The sequence below is a fragment of the Streptomyces sp. NPDC001530 genome (assembly GCF_042894545.1).
Classification (GTDB): Bacteria; Actinomycetota; Actinomycetes; order Streptomycetales; family Streptomycetaceae; genus Streptomyces.
The window spans coordinates 124,546-142,647 of record NZ_JBIAVS010000021.1; the positions used below are offsets into that span (position 1 = coordinate 124,546).

An 18,102-nucleotide genomic window follows, 5' to 3' on the forward strand; every position below is an offset into this window, starting at 1 on the left:
CGGAAGACATCGGTTGCCCGTGGCCGCCGGTGGTGTTGCGATCGACCGCGTCGAAGGCACGTACCAGGGCGCTGTCCCGCACGCTCGCAGCCGCGGCTGCACGCGTCGCGGGCGAGGTGGTGTTGTGGGTCGCCTAAGTCTCAGTGACCGATGTCGTGGTCGCCCGCTTCTACGAGTCCGCTCTCGTAGGCGAAGATCACGATCTGGATGCGGTCACGCAGACCGAGTTTGGTGAGGATGCTCGACACGTGCGATTTGACGGTGGCGGGCCCGATGAAGAGCTGGGCGGCGATCTCCGAGTTGCTCGCCCCCCGCGCGACGGCGGCCACGATCTCGCGTTCGCGGTCGGTCAGTCGCTCCAGCCGGCCCGCCACGGTGGTGCTGACGACACGTCGCTCCGCGAACTGGTCGATGAGGCGCCGGGTGATCGACGGTGCCAGCAGCGCCCCGCCCTCGGCCACGGTGCGCACGGCGGTGGCGAGCTGCTCGGGGGGAATGTCCTTGAGCACGAAGGCGCTGGCACCGGCACGCAGCGCCTTGTAGACGTACTCGTCCGGATCGAACGTGGTCAGGATCAGCACCCGCACGTCCCAGTCCGCCTCCCGCAGGATCCGGGAGGTGGCCTCGATGCCGTCCATGCCAGGCATGCGGATGTCCATGAGGATCACGTCCGGACGATGCCTGCGTGCCGCGTCGACGGCCTCAAGTCCGGTCCCGGCCTCGGCCATGACCTCGATGTCGTCATGGACCCTCAGGATCATGACAAAGCCCCGTCGGACCAGCGCCTGGTCATCCACCACGACGACACGGATGCTCACGCGGGCTCTCCTCCCGTGGGCAGATGGGCGGCCAGCCGGAATCCGCCGCCGGGACGCGGGCCCGCATCGAGGCTGCCGCCGAGGAGGAGTGCTCTCTCCCGCATGCCGACGATCCCATGGCCGGGCACACCGCCGTGGGCACCGGCGGACACGGACTGGACGGCGGCTCCGCGACCGTCGTCGAGCACCTCGATGGTGAGGCCGCCACTCTCACAGCTCAGGCGCACCTCGGTGTGGGTCCCCGGTCCGCTGTGCTTGAGCACGTTGGTCAGTGCCTCCTGGACGATGCGGTACGCCGACAGCTCCACGCGGGCCGGGAGAGCAGCCTGGACACCGCCGGTGAACGAGACGTCCAGACCCGCCTCGCGGACCTGCTCGACGAGCTGGTGAAGGTCGGCCAGCCGGGGCTGGGGGCCCAGCCGGTCGCGGTCGGCGTCCGGCCGCAGTACTCCCAGCAGGTGACGGAGTTCGTCCAGCGCCTGGCGCCCGGCTTGCTCCACCGCCGCCATCGCTTCGAGGGCCTCCTGGGGATCGTCGGCGGCCACCATCCGGGCCGCACCCGCCTGCACCGTCATCATGCTCACCCGGTGGGCGACCACGTCGTGCAGTTCGCGGGCTATGTGGGTGCGCTCCTCGGCGACGATCCGGCGCGCCTCGGCGGCCTGCTCCTGGCGGAGTCGGGCGGCGCGCTCCGCACGCAGCCGCAGACGCCGGCCGATGTACCAGGCCACGAACATGACCACGGCACCGAAGCCGATGTCCCCCCAGGGAGAGGAGTTCAGCAGGCCGTCGATCACGAGCGCGGCGATGGCCGCGGCGATGGCCGCTGCGGTGCAGAGGCGGCTCCGCCGGGTGTCCGCGGCGTATCGCCCGGTGCTGTACAGCGCCACGATCACGATCCCGCCGGCGTTGGAGTAGCTGCTCCCCAGCGTCGGCCCCCAGGCGACGAGTGCCACGTACAGGACCGCGAGGGGTTCGCGGCGACGCCAGTAGAGCGCCCCGCCGGCCACGGCGACCAGCAGCAGGAACGGGACGGGCACCTCGGTGATCGGGCGGACGCCGAGCGCATCGCCGGGTGCCTCCTCCACGAACACCATGGCCAGGAGCATGGCGGCCGCGAGGACGGCGTCCGCGCCCCGCGGCCACCGGGCGAAGGGCCCGCGGAACCTGACCGGCACGTCGCGGACCAGCGTCTGTGAAGGCAGCGCCGTGCGGCTCATCATCGCTCCGTCAAAAGGCTTCCGGCGCCCTGGCGTTGGTCATCAGGGTGCACCGGGCAAGCCATCGTAGGCCCAGGTCGCAGGCGCAGTCACCCACCTGTGGGCGGATCCCCGGCTCCCCCGTCAGGGGGTGGTGCCACCGCGCTGTCCCCGTCCCGCGCGGGAGCACCGAACCCGTCCGGTGGCGGGAGACAGCACCGGCGCCCGAACCCACGATGGAACCGCTCACGACTCCCGCTTCCGAAGCGCGCCACGCACCGGCGGCGGACGGCGGCCATCTCACGGGGGAGCCCACACAGCCATGAACCGATTCACCCGTCGCATCGGCAGCGCGAGCGCTCGCCGGCCATGGGTCACCATCGCCACCTGGGCGGTTGCCCTCCTCCTCGTGCTGCCCCTGGCCGGCACGGTCGGCGGCTCGTTCGTCGACGACCTGGTCGCTCCCGGCAGCCAGAGCGAGGAGGCGATGGATCTGCTCGAAGAGCGCTTCCCGGAAGCGTCCGGTGGCACTGCCATGGCGGTCTTCGCCGCGCCGGAAGGAGAGCGGCTGGAGCACCACCGGCCTGCCGTCGACGCCGCGGTCGCCCGGATCGCCGACGTGGAGCACGTCGCCACCGCGGCCGATCCCTTCACCGCCGACACGCTCTCGCCCGACGGACGTATCGGCTTCGCCCGGATCACGTTCGACGTGCCCGCGATGGACGTGGACCCCAAGGAGATCGAGGCTCTGACCGACGCGATCGAGCCCGCACGCGGGGACGGCGTCGTCGCCGAGCTGGGCGGTGACGCCGTCTTCATCAACGCCGAGACGGAGACATCGGGTGCGGAGGCGGCGGGCCTGCTGACCGCGCTCGTCATCCTGGTGGTGGCGTTCGGCACGATCGTGGCCGCACTGGTGCCGATCGCGCTCGCCCTGGTGGCCGTCGCCGCCGGCCTGGGCAGCGTCATCCTGCTGGCGAACGCGATGGACGTCTCCACCGCCGCCCCCACGATCGGCGCGATGATCGGCCTGGGCATCGGCATCGACTACACGCTGTTCATCATGGCCCGTCACCGCGAGAACCGCGCCGCCGGCCAGGACAACGCCACCGCACTGTCGAACGCCATGGGGTCCTCGGGTGCGGCCGTCCTGTTCGCCGGCGGCACCGTCATCGTGGCGATGGCCGCTCTCGCGCTGACCGGCCTGGGCTTCCTGACGTCGATCGGCCTGAGTACCGCCCTGGTCGTTCTCTTCGCCGTGGCGACCGCCCTGACGTTGCTGCCTGCCCTGCTGTCGCTCCTGGGCGACCGTGTCCACAAAGGGCGCCGCCGGGGCCGCAAGCGCCCGGTGAAGAAGTCCGAGGACACGGCATGGTGGCATTTCGCCCACCGTGTGTCCGGCCGGCCGTGGCGCTACCTGCTCGCCGCATCCGCGGTGCTGCTCGCACTGGCCGCCCCCGCGCTGCGCATGGAGACCGGCTTCCCCGACGCCGGCGACGACTCCACGAGCACCACCCACCGCCGCGCCTACGACCTGCTGGCCGAGGGCTTCGGCCCGGGCTTCAACGCTCCCCTGCTGATCGTCGTCGACCTGACCCGCCCGGGTGCGGACGCCGAGGACGTCCCCGCACTGTCCCGGCGCATCGCCGCCGACCCCGGCATCGCCACGGTCGGCGAGCCGCAGACGTCCGCGGCCGGGGACACCGTCGTGCTGCCCACGCTCCCCACCACCGCCCCCGCGGATGCCGAGACCTCCCGGACCCTTGAGCGCGTCCGTGACCTCGTCCCCGACAACGTCGCCGTATCCGGCCTGACCGCCATGACCGACGACCTCACCGAGCAACTCGCCGACACCCTGCCGGTCTTCATCGCCGCGATCCTGGCAGCGTCGTTCCTGCTGCTGATGGTGGTGTTCCGCTCCGTCGCGCTGCCACTGAAGGCCGCCGTGGTCAACCTGCTGTCCATCGGCGGGGCGTACGGCGTGGTGGTCGCCGTCTTCCAGTGGGGCTGGCTCGGGACCGTGTTCAACCTGCAGGACACCTTCCTGATCGCCTCGCCCATGCCGACGATCTTCTTCGCGGTCCTGTTCGGCCTGTCCATGGACTACGAGGTGTTCCTGCTCTCGCGCGTCCGCGAGGAGTACGAGGTCACGGGCGACACCACCGAGTCGGTGGCACGCGGCATGGCGGCCACGGGCCGTGTGATCACCTCTGCCGCACTGATCATGACAGTGGTGTTCCTCAGTTTCGTCGCCAACCCGTCGCCGCTCGTCAAGATGATGGGCCTGGGCCTGGCGACCGCGATCGTGCTCGACGCGACGATCGTCCGCATGGTGCTCGTGCCCGCGGCCATGGCGCTGATGGGGCGCGCGACCTGGTGGCTACCGCGCTGGCTCGACCATCGGCTGCCGCGCATCGGGGTCGAGGACACCGACCGGCAGCCTCGCCCCGAGCGGGTGCTCGCTCCCGCGCCCGGGAGCCACTGAAGCCACGCCCCCGCCGTCCCGCAGCGCCCCCCAACAATCCACCGATCGGCGAGAGTTCCTTATGGAGAGTTCCTTATGAAGGCCGTCGTCCAAGACCGGTGTGACTCATCCGACGTCCTTGAGGTCCGGGACGTCGAACTGCCCGCACTGCCGGCCCGGCAGACGGACCCGAAGGCCGGCGCGATCAGGCGTACGCGCCGCTGACCGGTGCCACCGCCTGCAGCCGGAACCGGGGGTCGGCGCCGTCCTGGAACTCCCGGGCAAGGCCCAGCGCAGCCGAGGCCCCCTGTGAGAATCCGGTGACCAGCACCTCGTGTCTGCCGCCCGGCCGTCGGCACGAAGGTGCGTGCGGCACGCAGCATGTCCCAGGCTCCCGCGTCGTCGCCTTTCCGTTCGGCTGTGACCTGCGGCGCTGACAGCGTACGCAGGTGGTCGACCGAGACCAGCTGCCCCCGCGAGGGCTTCAGCCCCACCCCCGTAGCCAGGGCAGGGGCGCCTTTCGCGTCACCCAGCCGGCCGCGATAGCAGCGCGTGCCGCTCTCAGGCCCACGAGGGTGAGACGGCCAGTCGCTTCCGCGAGCCGGGCTGTCAGCCGGAGACGGCCTTCGCCCAGCCCTGGGCGACCGTCTTCCTCGCCTTCTCCAGTTGCGCGTCTGTCGGGAACTGCGGCGTTCCCTCAACCGTCGGCAGCCGTGCGGCGGCGGCCTCGTCGAGGGTGCCGTCCTTCTTCATGGCGTCCATGAGCACCGGGCGGGCATAGCCGCCCAGCCGGAGGTTCTGGCCCTCTGCGCTGAAGAGGTACTCCTCCCACAGGCGGGCGGCCGCCGGGTGCGGGGCGTTCTTGTTGATCGCCAGCGCGTAGTACTGGGCGAAGCTGCCGTCGAAGGGGATCGAGACCTGCCAGTTCACACCCTTGCTGCGGAACCGGTCGGCGTAGTCGAGGTTGACGTAGTCCCAGTCGATACTGATGGGCGTCCGACCGCTCTCGACCGCGGCCGAGGTGGACTCGAGGGGGTTGAAGTTGCCTCTCTTCTTGAGCTCGGCAAAGAAGTCGACACCGGGCTGGATGTCGTCGAACGACCCCTTGTTCGCCAGGGCGGCCGCGTACACGCCGGCGAAGGCGGTACCGGACCGGGTGGGGTCGCCGTCGAGCGCGACCTTGCCCTTGTACTGGGGTTTCAGCAGATCGGCGAAGGTCCGGGGACAGGTCTTGACGAGCTCGGCATTGCAGCCGATGGAGATGTAGCCCCCGTAGTTGTTGTACCAGCGGGCCCGCGAGTCCTTCTGACTGCTCGGGATCGAGTCGTACGCGGCGACCTTGTACGGCGCGAGCAGGTTCTGCCGGGCTGCTGCCCGTGCGAACGTATCCCCTACGTCGATCACGTCGGGGGCATTGTGCCGGTCCCTGCTCTTCTTCATGGCATCGATCTCGTCCTGGCTTGAGCCCTGCGGATTGTCGACCGTGACCTTGATCCCGTACTTCTTCTCGAAGCCGTCGATCAGGCCGCCGTAGTTGGCCCAGTCACGCGGAAGCGCGATCGCTCTGAGCGTGCCCTCCTGTTTCGCTGCGGCGATCAGCGCGTCCATGCCGCCCACGTTCTCGGCAGAGGTGGCCACCGACGGCTTCTCGGGTCTGGCGGTCGGTGTGTTCTCGCAGGCACTCAGGCCCAGTGCCGCGAGGGCGAAGCAGCCGAAGACGGCCGCTGCTCGGGCGCGGGGTGCGGTCACGACGGCTCCAGGGGGTGGAGATAGGGAACGAGGGTTCTCACCGTCTGGTCGGTGCACGGAGCGTCGGGTCACCGGAGTGAACGACCCGGTGCCGCCGTGCCGTCCTGCGCCGAGGTGCGGCGCGAGCCGCTGTTGTCGCCGCGCCATGGGCTACGCAGCGCGGTCGTGGAGTTCCGGAAGCTGCCGAGGACCGAGAGCCGCGGTACTCCAGTCTGCGCACACGCGGTCCGTCCGGGCACTGGCAGCATCCCGCACGCGGTCCGAAGCGGCGGGCCCTCCGCTGTGACTCCTCGCCTCCTAGATCTACTGCGTCGACGAAGTGGTCATCGAGGCCAGCGTACCCGGCAACCTCGATGACCGAATCCCACCCGAGGAAGCCTGCGATCAGCGCCTTTCCACGGCGGAACCGCGGCCTCCGTGTGCCCCGGGCCCCAGTCGCGCCTGTGCGGCGCGCCGGGCGGCGGGCAGGTCGCGCGATGTGCACGATCCCCTCACAGCGCCGTGTCGTCCATGCCCCATGCCCCCTCGCCGAGCAGGATCTCGCCGAGCCCTTCCGCCCCGGGCGTGGCGCCGTCGTGGAGGGGTTGTTCGGCCCAGATGACTTTGCCGGTGGGCGTGTAGCGGGTGCCCCAGCGTTCGGTGAACTGGGCGACCAGGAAGAGTCCGCGGCCACCCTCGTCGGTGACGTTCGCCCGGCGCAGCCGGGGCGAGGTGCTGCTGCCGTCGGAGACCTCGTAGATCAGGGTGCCCGCGGCGGAGCCGCTGATCGGCACCGTGTGGAGCAGCCGGACGGTGATGGGCTCGGCGCCGTAGCGGATGGCGTTGGTGATCAGCTCGCTGAGGATGAGCTCGGCGGAGAAGGCGATCTGCTCCAGGCCCCACTCCGTCAGCCGGCGGGCGCAGGCGGCGCGCACCGGGGCTACCGCCGCCGGGTCACGGGGCACGTGCCACTCGGCGACCTGCGCCGGGTCGAGCCGGCGGGTGCGGGCCACCAGCAGCGCGATGTCATCTTTGGGCTGGGCGGGCAGCATGGCCTCCAAAACCGCCGCGCACGTGGCCTCCGGGGTGCGATCGGGCCCGGTCAGAGCACCGCGCAGGGCCTCCAGGCCGGCGTCCAGGTCGCGGCCTCGGTCCTCGATCAGGCCGTCGGTGTAGAGCACCAGCCGGGACCCCTCGGGCACGGTCAGCTCGGCGCTCTCGATGGGCAGGCCGGTGCCCAGCCCCAGTGGCGGGGAGACGGGCACCTGAAGGAAGTTCACGGTCCCGTCGGGATGGACCACCGCCGGTCCCGGATGGCCCGCGGTGGCGATGGCCAGCTGCCCGGAGGTGGGATCGTAGACGGCGTACTGGCAGGTTGCCCCGGCGATCCCCTGCCCGTCGTCCCCGGCGGCGGCCTCGTCGGCGTCGATCTGGTCCACCAGCTCGTCCAGTCGGCCCAGCAGCTCCTCCGGAGGCAAGTCCAGGCCGGAGAAGTTGTGCACGGCGGTGCGCAGTCGGCCCATGGTCGCCGCCGCGTGCAGGCCGTGGCCGACGACATCACCGACCACCAGCGCCACCCGGGAGCCGGACAGCGGAATGACGTCGAACCAGTCACCGCCCACCCCGGCCTTGGCCGGCAGGTAGCGGTAGGCCACCTCAAGGGCGGACTGCTCGGGCAGCCTGCGCGGCAGCAGGCTGCGTTGGAGGGTGACGGCCATGGTGTGTTCGCGGGTGTAGCGGCGGGCGTTGTCGATGCACACCGCTGCCCGGGCGGCCAGCTCCTCGGCGAAGGACACGTCCTCGCCCTCGAACGGCGAGGAGGCGTGCGCCCGCCAGAACTCCACACTTCCCAGCACCACCCCGCGGGCCCGCAACGGGACCACGAGCAGGGAGTGGATGCCGTGGTCGAGGATCCGCTGGGCACCTTCGGGGTCCTGGGCTCGCCAGCCGTCGAAGGTGCTCAGGTCCCTCACCAGGACCGCTCGGCCGTCGGCCATCCCCGCGGAGACGGGGTGGGTGGCGACGAACCGGATCAGTTCGCCGACGGGGTGGAGAGGATAGTCCTCGTCCAGACCCGCGACCGCGGTGAGGCGCATCTCGGTGGTCCCACCGGAGGACTCCTCGCCGTGCAGGACCGGGTCCAGCAGCTCGACGGTGACGGCATCGGCGAACCGGGGCACCGTCACCTCCGCCAGTTCCTCGGCGGTGCGTTTCACATCCAGCGTGGTGCCGACCCGCACCCCGGCGTCGTAGAGCAGTCTCAACCGTTCGCGCGCCCTCTCCGCCCTGACGGAGAGGGCTTGCAGCTCGGTGGTGTCCCGTAGCGTCACCACGCTGCCGACCGGTCCGCGAGGTGCGGTGAGCCGCTTGTTGGCCGCCAGTAGCCGGTCGCCCGCCAGGTGGACCTCGTCGGTGGCCAGGCGGTCGGAGGTCAGCAGTTCGGCAAGGTCCTCCTCCAACCCCAGTTCGGTGACGTGGCGCCGCTCCGCGTCCGCCGGCAGGTCCAGCAGCCGCCGTGCCTCGTCGTTGGCCAGAAGCAGCAGGCCATCACCATTGATGATCAGCACGCCTTCCCGCACGGCGTGCAGGACCGCGTCGTGGTGCTCGTACATCCGGGCCATCTCGACCGGACCCAGACCATGGGTCTGCCGCCGCAACCGGCGGCTCACAAGGGCCGACCCGCCTGCGGCGATGACAAGGGCACCGGCAGCGCCGCCGAACAGGACCCGCAGCTGCCGGTCCACCCCGTGCTGGAGCTTCTCGACCCTGACGGGAGCGGAGACGATGGCGACGACCGAGCCGTCATCAGCCCTGACGGGGACCGCCGAGATCACGGAGAGCCCCAGGGAGCCTTGGAAGGTCCTGGTGAACGCCTTGCCGGTCGCCGCCTCCGCGTAGGGGCCGATGACGTGTTTCCCGATCTGATTCGGGTCGCTGTGGGTGAGGGTGATCCCATCCAGCCGGTACACGATGATGGCATCGACGCCCGCGGCCTTCCGGGCCGCCTCGGCGCGCGGCTGCAGCACCGCGGTCGGGTCGGGGCTGTTGATCGCCGCCACGACCCCCGGGGAGTTCGCGAACGCCTGCGCCGCGGCAAGCGTCCGGTCCCGGGCATCCGTCATGCTGTCGCGTCGAGCCTGCACCACGAGAGCCACCAGCGCGGCGGCGACGAGCAGCACCACGACCGTCAGCTGCAGGAGGAAGACCTGGCCGGCGACGCTGCGCACGCTCAGCAGGGAGCGCAGGCGCCGCGGCGGCCGCCGCGCCTCTCCCCCCTGATGCGGCCGGCCGTGCTCCTGTCGCCCTTGGTGGCCTTGTCCCGGACGAAGATGCCGACCGGGATATGGGGTCCTCCTGCGCGCATCAAACACCCCACGCCCAGATTGACCCGGTATTGCGCACATACACCATTTGTATCGCTCTAGGTCTCCGACGACGAGGTGACCGGGGCGGGCCGGACTGAACAGCGGTGGCGGCCAGTGCCCCGGGTACCGTGCGCGACACGACCGGCCGGGGCCGCACGGCACGGCGGTAGAGGCCCGCGACACGCTGGGGGGCATCGGCACCATCACGGCCGGCCGGGAACCGGCACACACGGACCGGGGAAGCCTCGACAACCACCCGTTCTTCTCCGGCGAGGGCGCACGAGGCGTTCCTCAGGTGGCGGACCACCCCGGACCGGTGCGCGGCGCGCTGGTCAAGCGGTTCGCTGCTCACCGAGCACAAGGCGCACCTCGCCCACCTGGTCACCGTCGAGACCGGGGCCCCGGCGGGTCTCAGCCATGTCGTGCTCGGTGCGGCGGAGACTGGCCAGCGGCTCGTGGACTCCCCGCTGGTGCCGCTGATCAGCGCGACCGGTTCGACCCGGATGGGCCGCGCGGTGGCCCCCGGGTGGCCGCCCGGTTCGGCCGCGGCATCCTGGAACCCGGCGGGAACAACGCGGCCGTGGTGACGCCTTCGGCGGACCTCGATCTCACCGTGAACGCCGCCGTGTTCCCCGCCGCGGGCACGGCGGGGCAGCGGTGCACCACGCTGCGCAGGCTGATCGTGCAAGAGGACGTCGCCGACACCGTCGTCGAGCGGCTCACCACCGCGTACGGCCGGCTCCCGATCGGCGACCCGTTCCAGGAGTCGACCCTGGTCGGGCCGCTCGTCAGCGAGGCCTCGTACACGAGGATGCGCTCGGCTCTCGACCGCGCGGTGGAGGAAGGCGGCACCCTGTGCGCGGGCGGCGAACGGCAGCTCGCGGAGGCGGCGCCGGGCGGCTACTACGTCCGCCCCGCCCTGGTGCGGATGCCCGCGCAGACCGCAGTCGTCCGCGAGGAGACCTTCGCGCCCATCATGTACGTCCTCACCTACCGCGACCGCGACGAGGCGATCCGGCTGCACAACGACGTACCGCAGGGGCTGTCGTCCGGGATCTTCACCGCCGACCAGGCCGAGGCCGAGGCCGAACGGTTCCTGGCCGCCGACGGCGCGGACTGCGGCATCGTCAACGTCAGCACGGGCAGTCGGGGGCGGAGATCGGCGGTGCCTTCGGCGGCGAGAAGGAGACGGGCGGCGGCCGCGAGTCCGGCTCCGACGCCCGGCGGGCGTACATGCGCCGCGCGACCAACACGGTGAACTACTCGGGGCGGGTGGCGCAGGCGCAGGGAGTGGACTTTTCGCAGTAGTGCCCAACCGAGCGTGAACCGGGGGGACTTGAACGGCCGCGGTAGCTCGGCAGCGTCATGAGCGTCACAGCGGAAACGTTCCACCGTCACCTCGGGAATCGGCTCCGAAAGTGCCCGAGTTTGATCACTTGGGATATTCGGGCGGGGTGCCGCACGGGCGGGCACAACAATGCGCGCATGGCCGATGACTGGAAGCGACAACTGGACCGGCTGCACGCGGGGTTGGTGCGACGGGACGATCCGGCCGCGTGGGTGGCCGAGGCGGATGCCGTGGACGCCTCCCTGCGGTATCCGCACTTCGCCTTGCGCGGCCCGGTGTTCGGGCTTGCCGCGCAGGATCCCGAAGTCGGCGAGGAGTGGCGGTTGGTGCAGCCGATGACGAACGGCATGCCGCAACTGGTACGGGACGGTTTGAACTCCTTGCTCTGGTTCAGGGCCAAGGACGACACCGACGACCCGGCCGTACGGCGTGAGGTGCTGGCGGCGGTGGCGGTGCTCGAACGCGAACCGGTGGACGAGTTGAGTGTGCTCGGTGTGCGCTACCGCGTGGTGCGCGGCGACGAGTTCGCCCGCAGCGGGCCGGACGGGCTCGAGCCGCCGCGGCCCACCGACCCGGAGCCCGCCGAAGTGTCCTGGGAGGGCCGGCCCGCGACGCCTGAACCGGACGTGGGGTTCGTCTTCTCGCCCGGCGAGGACGAGGGACTCATGGCGGGCGCTCTGAAGATGGCGATGCGGGAGTTCGCGTACACCGGCGCGCGGTTTCCCGCCGAGGTCCGCGCGGACTCCGAGCGGGCCGTCACGAGCCACCCGGACGTGGTGCTCCTTCCCGTCGGCTTCGGCGTGGTGGAACAGAGCACGGGCGGGTGGGAGCCGTGCGGCGCGCTCGCGCCGACCCCGCACGACGCGCGGCGGCTGCTCTACGACGGGTTGAACGAGATGTGGCCGCTGTTGTACCGGTTCGGAGAGGCGAAGCGGGCGCGGTACGCGCGGGCCGCCGAGGAGTTCCGGGTCGCCGGCCGCGCCCATGAAATCCGGGTGGACGACCGCCTGTTCAGGATCTGCCGTATCGAGCGGACGGCCCGGTTCGGCCCCGACGGGCCGGAGCCGCCCCGCCCCTCCGACCTGGACGACTACGGCCCCATGAAGATGCACCCGACCATGGACGAGGACGGCACGCTCCACTACGAGGAATGACCCGGGGGCACGAAGAATGCACTCGGGAGTACGAAGAACGACTCGGGGGCGGCCTCGGTGAGGCCGCCCCCTGAATCCCGCTCCTGTGCCTCAGGTCACGCCTTCGCCCCGGACGCCTCCGGCTCGGAGTCCGATACGACGTCGGCCTCCGGCTGCCCGGCGGCCACCGGGCGTACGGGGATGAGCGCGGCGACGGCCGCCGCCGCGAGGCCCACACCGCAGCCGATCAGCATGGCGACCCGGAAGCCGCTCTCGGACGGCAGGGAGTAGACACCGAACTTGGTGGTCATCTGGGCCAGGACCACACCGATCACGGCGGCGGCCACGGAGCTGCCGATGGAGCGCATCAGCGTGTTGAAGCTGTTGGCCGAGGCGGTCTCCGGCGGGGGCGCCGCGCCCATGATGAGGGCCGGCATCGAGCCGTAGGCGAAGCCGACGCCCGTGTTGCAGACGATGGTCACGACCAGCAGGGCCCAGGGGGAACCGGAGCCGATCAGCGGCAGCGAGACGCCGTACCCGAGGGCGATGATGAGGGCGCCGACGATCAGGGTGACCTTCGGCCCCTTCGCGGCCGACAGCTTGGCGCCGATCGGCGACATCAGCATCATCATCAGGCCCGCGGGGGCCATCCACAGGCCCATGGCCAGCATCGACTCGCCCAGACCGTAGCCGGTGGCCTCGGGCAGCTGCAGCAGCTGGGGCACCACCAGCGACTGGGCGTACATCGCGAAGCCGATGAGGATCGAGGCCGCGTTCGTGGTCAGCACCTGCGGGCGGGCGGTCACCCGGAGGTCGACCAGCGGGTCGGTGATCCGCAGTTCCCACCAGCCCCAGGCCAGCGGGATCGTCGAGCGCGTCCCCGACCCCGAGGGGGGCATCGCCCGCAAGTTCGCCATCACCGCCGAGGGCGAGCGCCGACTGACCTCCGACCGCGCCGAGAACCTGCACGGCCTGGAGAAGGTGATGGAGGAATGGGCGCCGGAGGAGGTGGCCGAGTTCGCCGCGTATCTCGGCCGTCTGAACCGCGACATCGAGCGCCTGGACGGGCGCCCTTGGCCGCGCCGCTGACCGCCGCGGCCCTGCCCCTGGGCCACATATCCGGGCCTGCGTCCTTCCAGAAATGATCAATTCCCGGAGGGACACTCGCTCGGATTTCCCTTTCCGGGGCGGGAATTGAGCTTCCCTTTCCGTGACGTTGCGCACTCCTTGGTGGGGACACCTAGGCAACTGTCGATTTGTCGTCGACAGTTGAGCCCGGCATTCCCCCCACTCCCAAGGCACCGAAGGCTCTTGCTCCATGCGCAATTCGTCCGACGTCCCCGTACAGCCCCACGCCGTCACCGTCGCCGAAGTGATTCCGGGTGATCTTCTCGCCCTCTCGGAACAGGACGTGGCGGAAGACAAGTGGCATGTGGTGATGCACACCCTCCCCGAGACCCCGCACACCATTCGACTGACCCTGCGGCCGCCACTCGGGGGAATGGATCACGACGAGGTATTCGAGCGCGGTCATCGGGTGACCGTGGCCTGTCGGCGTATGGATGTCACCGGAATTCCCGAGATCACGTCGACCGATCTCACCAGGGTGGAATTCCGCGACGGCGATCGCGTCACCTCGCTGCGCGCCGTCGACCCCGGGGCCGTCGAGGAGTCGTACACCCGCCGGTGGGGCCGCTGGCACCGGGACCTGGAGAGCCGGGCCGAGGAGCCCGTCTCGGACGCCGGGCTGCGCGAGCACGCCGCGCGCGCCGTCGCGGAGGGGCATGTCGTACGGCACCTCCCCCGGCCACGTTGTACGGCCACCGGCGGCACCGCGCCCCGGCGGGTCGTCGTCACCGGGCTCGGGGCCGTCACGCCGCTCGGTGTGGGAGTGGAGGAGCTCTGGCAGGGGCTGGTGGAGGGCCGTTGCGGGATACGGGAGTTGGAGGGCGAGGAGTTCGCCGAACTGCCCGTTCGCGTCGCCGGGAGCGTTCCCGTGGACCCGGCCGAACTGCTGCCGAGGCCGCAGGCGCGGCGGATGAACCGGGCCGCGCAGTTCGCGGTGCTCGCCGCGCGCGAGGCGTGGCAGGACGGCGGTTTCGACGTGGCCGGTACGGTCGAGAGCGGGCTCGACCCCGAGCGGGTCGGCGTCAGTGTCGGCGCCATCCTCGGTGACGCCTCCGTGCTCGTCGGCGGCGACCGGAAGCTGCGGGACAAGGGGCCGCGTGCCGTGTCGCCCCTGACCACGCCGATGACCGTGCCCTCGCAGGCCGCGTCCCAGGTGTCCCTCGCGCTGCGGATCACCGGCGAGGCCCGCACCGTGACCAGCGCCTGCGCCTCCGGCACCGAGGCCATCGGGCAGGCCATCGACCGTATCCGGTACGGGCATGTCGACGTGGCCCTCGCCGGTGGCGCGGAGGCCGTGGTGACCCCGGCGATCATGGCTTCGTTCGCCGCGATGCGCGCGCTGTCCACCCACGAGCTCGGGTCCACCAGCCCCTCCCGGCCCTTCGCCAAGGACCGCGACGGCTTCGTGAACGGCGAGGGCGCCGGATTCCTGCTGCTGGAGTCCGAGGAGCACGCTCGGGCGCGCGGGGCACGCGTCTACTGCGAGGCCGCCGGGTGGGGGCTGTCCGCCGACGCCCACCACATGGCCGCGCCCGACCCCTCCGGCAGTGGCGTCGCCCTCGCCCTGCGGCGGGCCGTACGGGACGCGGGCGCCCACGTCGTGGACGTCGTGCACGTCAACGCCCACGCCACCGCTACCACCGACGGCGACCTCGCCGAGGCGAGCGCGTTGCGCGCGGTGCTGGGCGCGGACGTCCCGGTGACCGCGCTCAAGGGACACCTCGGTCATCTGCAGGGCGCGGCGGGCGGCGTCGAGGCCGTCGCCACCGTGCTCACGCTGCACCACGGGCTCATCCCGCCGACCATCGGCTGCGAGGACCAGGACGACGCCATCGTCCTGGACGTGGTGACGAACAGCCCGCGAGCGCTGCCCGCGCTGGGCGACCTCGCCCTCAGCAACTCCTTCGGATTCGGCGGCCACAACGCGGTGCTGGCGCTGCGGAGGACCGCGTGATCGGGGTCGGGCGGCAACACGGGCCGCACGCCGCCTGACGGTGCGCCACGCGGTGCCTCAACCGCACCCCGAGGGTGGCTGGTTCGTCGAGACGTGGGCTGCGCCGCAGGCCTTTTGTTTCTTCCCCCCTTCGCCCCTACCCGTCCCGTATCTGGGGGCTCCGCCCCCCAGACCCCCGTGTCGCGCTGACGCGCTCGTCATCACACGCCGGACAGGCCAGAAAAGTGCCGGCCGGGGGTGAAAGTTTTCAGCCCCGGCCGGCGAAAGATTCAGCCCCTCCGGCGCTTGAGGAGCGGGGTCTGGGGCGGAGCCCCAGGTCGGGATGGGTAGGGGCGGAGGGGGCGAGACAAGGCATCGCGTGTCTCGGCAGCGTCGCGAGCGCTCAGGCGGACGTCCGTTTCCGTGGGGCGGCCTTCTTCGCGGTGGTTTTCTTGGCCGCCGTCTTCTTGGCGGCCGTCTGCTTGGTCGCCGTCTTCTTGGCGGCCGTATCGGTGGTCGACTTCTTCGCCGTGGTCTTCTTCGCCGTGGTCTTCCTCGACGTCGTCTTCTTGGCCGCCGTCTTCTTCGCCGCGGAGGTCGACTTCTTGCCGCCGACCTCCTTGGGGGCCGTACGGGCGGACTTGCCGGCTGGCGTACGGCGCCGGGACGGAAGTGGCGTGACCTCGGCGGCCTCCTCGGCGGCTTCCTCGCCACGCGACTCCTTGGCGGCGCGCACGCTCTTCTCCAGGGCGGCCATCAGGTCGAGCACCTTGCCGCCGGTCGGCTCCCCGGCGGGGACGGCGGGGGCCTCCATGCCGGCGGCCTTGGCGGAGATGAGTTCCTCGACGGCCTCGCGGTAGTCGTCGTGCAGGTCGGCGAAGTCGACCTCGCCGAGGGTGTCCATCAGGGCGTCCGCCAGGTCCAGTTCCTTGTCGCGGACGGTGACGCTCGTGTCCGGGGCAGCCTCGTCGGTGGCCCGGATCTCGTCCGGCCACAGCAGCCCGTGCATGGCGATCACGTCGTCGACCACGCGCAGCATGCCGAGCCGCTCCCGCCCGCGCAGCGCGAACTTCGCCACGGCGACCTTCCGGCTGCGCTTCAGGGCCTCGCGCAGCAGGACGTACGGCTTGGCGGCGGGGACGCCGTTCGCGGACAGGTAGTACGCCGTGTCCATCTGGAGCGGGTCGATCTGGTCGGCCGGCACGAAGGCCACGATCTCGATGGTCCTGGCGGTCGGGATCGGCAGCGCGGCCAGGTCCTCGTCCGTGATCGGGATCAGCGTGCCGTCCGCGTCCTCGTACGCCTTGCCGATCTCCGGGGTCGAGACCTCGCGGTCCTCCAGCTCGCAGAACTTGCGGTAGCGGATGCGGCCGCCGTCGTCGAGGTGGATCTGGCGGAAGGAGATCGAGTGGCTCTCGGTGGCGTTCACGAGCTTGATGGGGATGCTGACCAGGCCGAAGGAGATGGCGCCGTTCCAGATGGATCGCACGTGCAGCACCTTCCTGACATGGAGACATAGAGATATGGAGACATGGATTCGCGAGGTACGTGTGGAAAAGAGGCGTGTGCGAGAACAGGAAAATACTGGCTGAATCCAGGCTAAGCGGACGTTCCCGGTGCCACATCCCCTGGCGCCCTCCCCCGGTGCTCCCGGGCGGCCCCGATTCCTTTCAGTCACTACGCGGCCGAGGCGACCGGCCTGCTGCCGGGCACCCACCTGCGGAACAAGGAGGAGATCCACGCCGCCATGGCGGCCGCCTCCGCCGGGCCGCTCAAGGGCTCGCGGGCCGTCCACGACGTGCAGAGCGTTCGGTTCCCGGGGCCGGGGACGGCATCGCCCGGATCGCGGTGTTCGGCGGACCGGCGCTACTACCCGCCTTCGGACTCCGTGCGATCCATCAGCCCGAGACGTCACAATCCGGACGCTTTATTACCCTTTCGTGGGATTCTCGACCTATGACGCCGATCACGGAGGTGGAGGGGCGGAGGCTCGCGCTCAGCAACCTGGAGAAGGTGCTGTATCCCGCGACCGGCTTCACCAAGGGCGAGGTGCTGCACTACTACGCGACCGTCGCGGACTCGCTCCTCGCGCACCTGCACAACCGGCCGCTCTCCTTCCTCCGCTACCCGGACGGGCCGGGCGGGCAGGTCTTCTTCGCCAAGAACGTGCCGCCCGGCACGCCCGCCTGGGTCAGGACGGCCGAGGTCCCCCGCTCGGAGGGCCCGGCCCGTATGGTCCTGATCCAGGACCTGGCCTCGCTCATGTGGGCCGCGAACCTCGTCACCGAGTTCCACACGCCCCAGTGGCAGGTGGACGCCCCCGGCGAGGCCGACCGTCTCGTGTTCGACCTCGACCCGGGGGCGCCCGCGACGATCGTCGAGTGCTGCGAGGTCGCGCTGTGGCTGCGCGAGCGGCTGGCCGCGGACGGGATCGAGGCCTACGCGAAGACGTCCGGGTCGAAGGGGCTGCATCTGCTGGCGGGCCTGGAGCCGACGCCCTCCAGGGAGGTCACCGCGTACGCGAAGGAGCTCGCCGTCGAGGCCGAGCGTGCGCTACCGGGCCGGGTCGTGCATCGGATGACGAAGAGCCTGCGGGGTGGGAAGGTCTTCGTCGACTGGAGCCAGAACGCCGCGCGGAAGACGACGGCGACGCCGTACACCCTCCGTGCCCGGGCCGAGCCCACGGTGTCCGCGCCCGTGACCTGGGACGAGGTCACGGAGTGCACCACCGCGACCCGACTCGCCTTCCGTGCTCCTGACATCGCCCCTCGTCTGCGGCGGTACGGCGACCTTCTGGAGCCCCTGCTCAATCCCCGCCATGCCGGCCCGCTGCCGTGACCTGGCGTGGGCGCCTTCCTGGGTGGGCCAGATCGGTTTTCGCCCCCTCCGCCCCTACCCGTCCCATGCCTGGGGCTCCGCCCCAGACCCCTGGGTGGTTCTTCGGCTGCGGGTGGGTGGGGGCTGGGCGCGCAGTTCCCCGCGCCCC

The 18,102-nt window shown here is 71.1% G+C and carries 10 protein-coding genes and 3 pseudogenes; 6 read left to right on the forward strand and 7 right to left on the reverse strand.

Annotated features, from left to right (window positions below; translation table 11 throughout):
• Positions 1-140 precede the first annotated feature (140 nt).
• Both ACFY0T_RS36915 and ACFY0T_RS36920 read right to left on the reverse strand, forming a co-directional pair.
• Positions 141-818: a response regulator gene (locus tag ACFY0T_RS36915; RefSeq protein ID WP_388880965.1), complete on the reverse strand. Its 678-nt coding sequence runs from the start codon at positions 816-818 to the stop codon at positions 141-143.
• On the reverse strand, positions 815-2,041 hold the full coding sequence (locus ACFY0T_RS36920) for a sensor histidine kinase (RefSeq protein WP_388880968.1): 1,227 nt from the start codon (positions 2,039-2,041) through the stop codon (positions 815-817). Before ACFY0T_RS36920 ends, ACFY0T_RS36915 begins: the two co-directional genes overlap by 4 nt.
• Before the next feature lie 298 nt (positions 2,042-2,339).
• On the opposite strand from ACFY0T_RS36920, the gene ACFY0T_RS36925 reads away from it, so the two are divergent.
• Positions 2,340-4,502: an MMPL family transporter gene (locus ACFY0T_RS36925; RefSeq protein WP_388880971.1), complete on the forward strand. Its 2,163-nt coding sequence runs from the start codon at positions 2,340-2,342 to the stop codon at positions 4,500-4,502.
• Positions 4,503-4,686: 184 nt separating this feature from the next.
• Here ACFY0T_RS36925 and ACFY0T_RS36930 read toward each other — a convergent pair whose 3' ends face one another.
• From ACFY0T_RS36930 to ACFY0T_RS36940, 3 genes are all read right to left on the reverse strand, one after another.
• Positions 4,687-4,857, reverse strand: a complete 171-nt coding sequence (locus tag ACFY0T_RS36930; protein ID WP_388880974.1) for a hypothetical protein — start codon at positions 4,855-4,857, stop codon at positions 4,687-4,689.
• A gap of 233 nt (positions 4,858-5,090) precedes the next feature.
• Positions 5,091-6,230 (reverse strand): ABC transporter substrate-binding protein, encoded by a 1,140-nt coding sequence (locus ACFY0T_RS36935; protein WP_388880977.1) that lies wholly within the window; start codon positions 6,228-6,230, stop codon positions 5,091-5,093.
• Positions 6,231-6,721: 491 nt separating this feature from the next.
• Positions 6,722-9,436 (reverse strand): SpoIIE family protein phosphatase, encoded by a 2,715-nt coding sequence (locus ACFY0T_RS36940; protein ID WP_388880980.1) that lies wholly within the window; start codon positions 9,434-9,436, stop codon positions 6,722-6,724.
• 527 nt (positions 9,437-9,963) lie between these two features.
• Between ACFY0T_RS36940 and ACFY0T_RS36945 the strand changes: the two are divergent.
• Both ACFY0T_RS36945 and ACFY0T_RS36950 read left to right on the forward strand, forming a co-directional pair.
• Positions 9,964-10,882: pseudogene (locus ACFY0T_RS36945) on the forward strand (aldehyde dehydrogenase family protein); the annotation flags it as partial.
• A gap of 177 nt (positions 10,883-11,059) precedes the next feature.
• The gene (locus ACFY0T_RS36950) at positions 11,060-12,076 is read left to right on the forward strand and encodes a DUF5954 family protein (protein ID WP_388880983.1); all 1,017 of its coding nucleotides are present in this window, start codon (positions 11,060-11,062) and stop codon (positions 12,074-12,076) included.
• A 95-nt stretch (positions 12,077-12,171) separates the two neighbouring features.
• Here the strand turns inward: ACFY0T_RS36950 and ACFY0T_RS36955 are convergent.
• Positions 12,172-12,912: pseudogene (locus tag ACFY0T_RS36955) on the reverse strand (MFS transporter); the annotation flags it as partial.
• Position 12,913: 1 nt separating this feature from the next.
• Here ACFY0T_RS36955 and ACFY0T_RS36960 point away from each other — a divergent pair.
• Together ACFY0T_RS36960 and ACFY0T_RS36965 are read left to right on the forward strand one after the other, a co-directional pair.
• Positions 12,914-13,144: pseudogene (locus ACFY0T_RS36960) on the forward strand (MarR family transcriptional regulator); the annotation flags it as partial.
• A gap of 229 nt (positions 13,145-13,373) precedes the next feature.
• On the forward strand, positions 13,374-15,137 hold the full coding sequence (locus tag ACFY0T_RS36965; protein WP_388880986.1) for a beta-ketoacyl-[acyl-carrier-protein] synthase family protein: 1,764 nt from the start codon (positions 13,374-13,376) through the stop codon (positions 15,135-15,137).
• Between the two features lie 382 nt (positions 15,138-15,519).
• Here the strand turns inward: ACFY0T_RS36965 and ACFY0T_RS36970 are convergent, their stop codons facing one another.
• Positions 15,520-16,614 (reverse strand): Ku protein, encoded by a 1,095-nt coding sequence (locus tag ACFY0T_RS36970; protein ID WP_388880989.1) that lies wholly within the window; start codon positions 16,612-16,614, stop codon positions 15,520-15,522.
• A 458-nt stretch (positions 16,615-17,072) separates the two neighbouring features.
• Here ACFY0T_RS36970 and ligD point away from each other — a divergent pair, with 458 nt between their 5' ends.
• Positions 17,073-17,954 carry a non-homologous end-joining DNA ligase gene (gene ligD / locus ACFY0T_RS36975; RefSeq protein WP_388880992.1) on the forward strand — a complete coding sequence of 294 codons (882 nt, stop codon included), beginning with the start codon at positions 17,073-17,075 and terminating at the stop codon, positions 17,952-17,954.
• Positions 17,955-18,102: the final 148 nt, after the last annotated feature.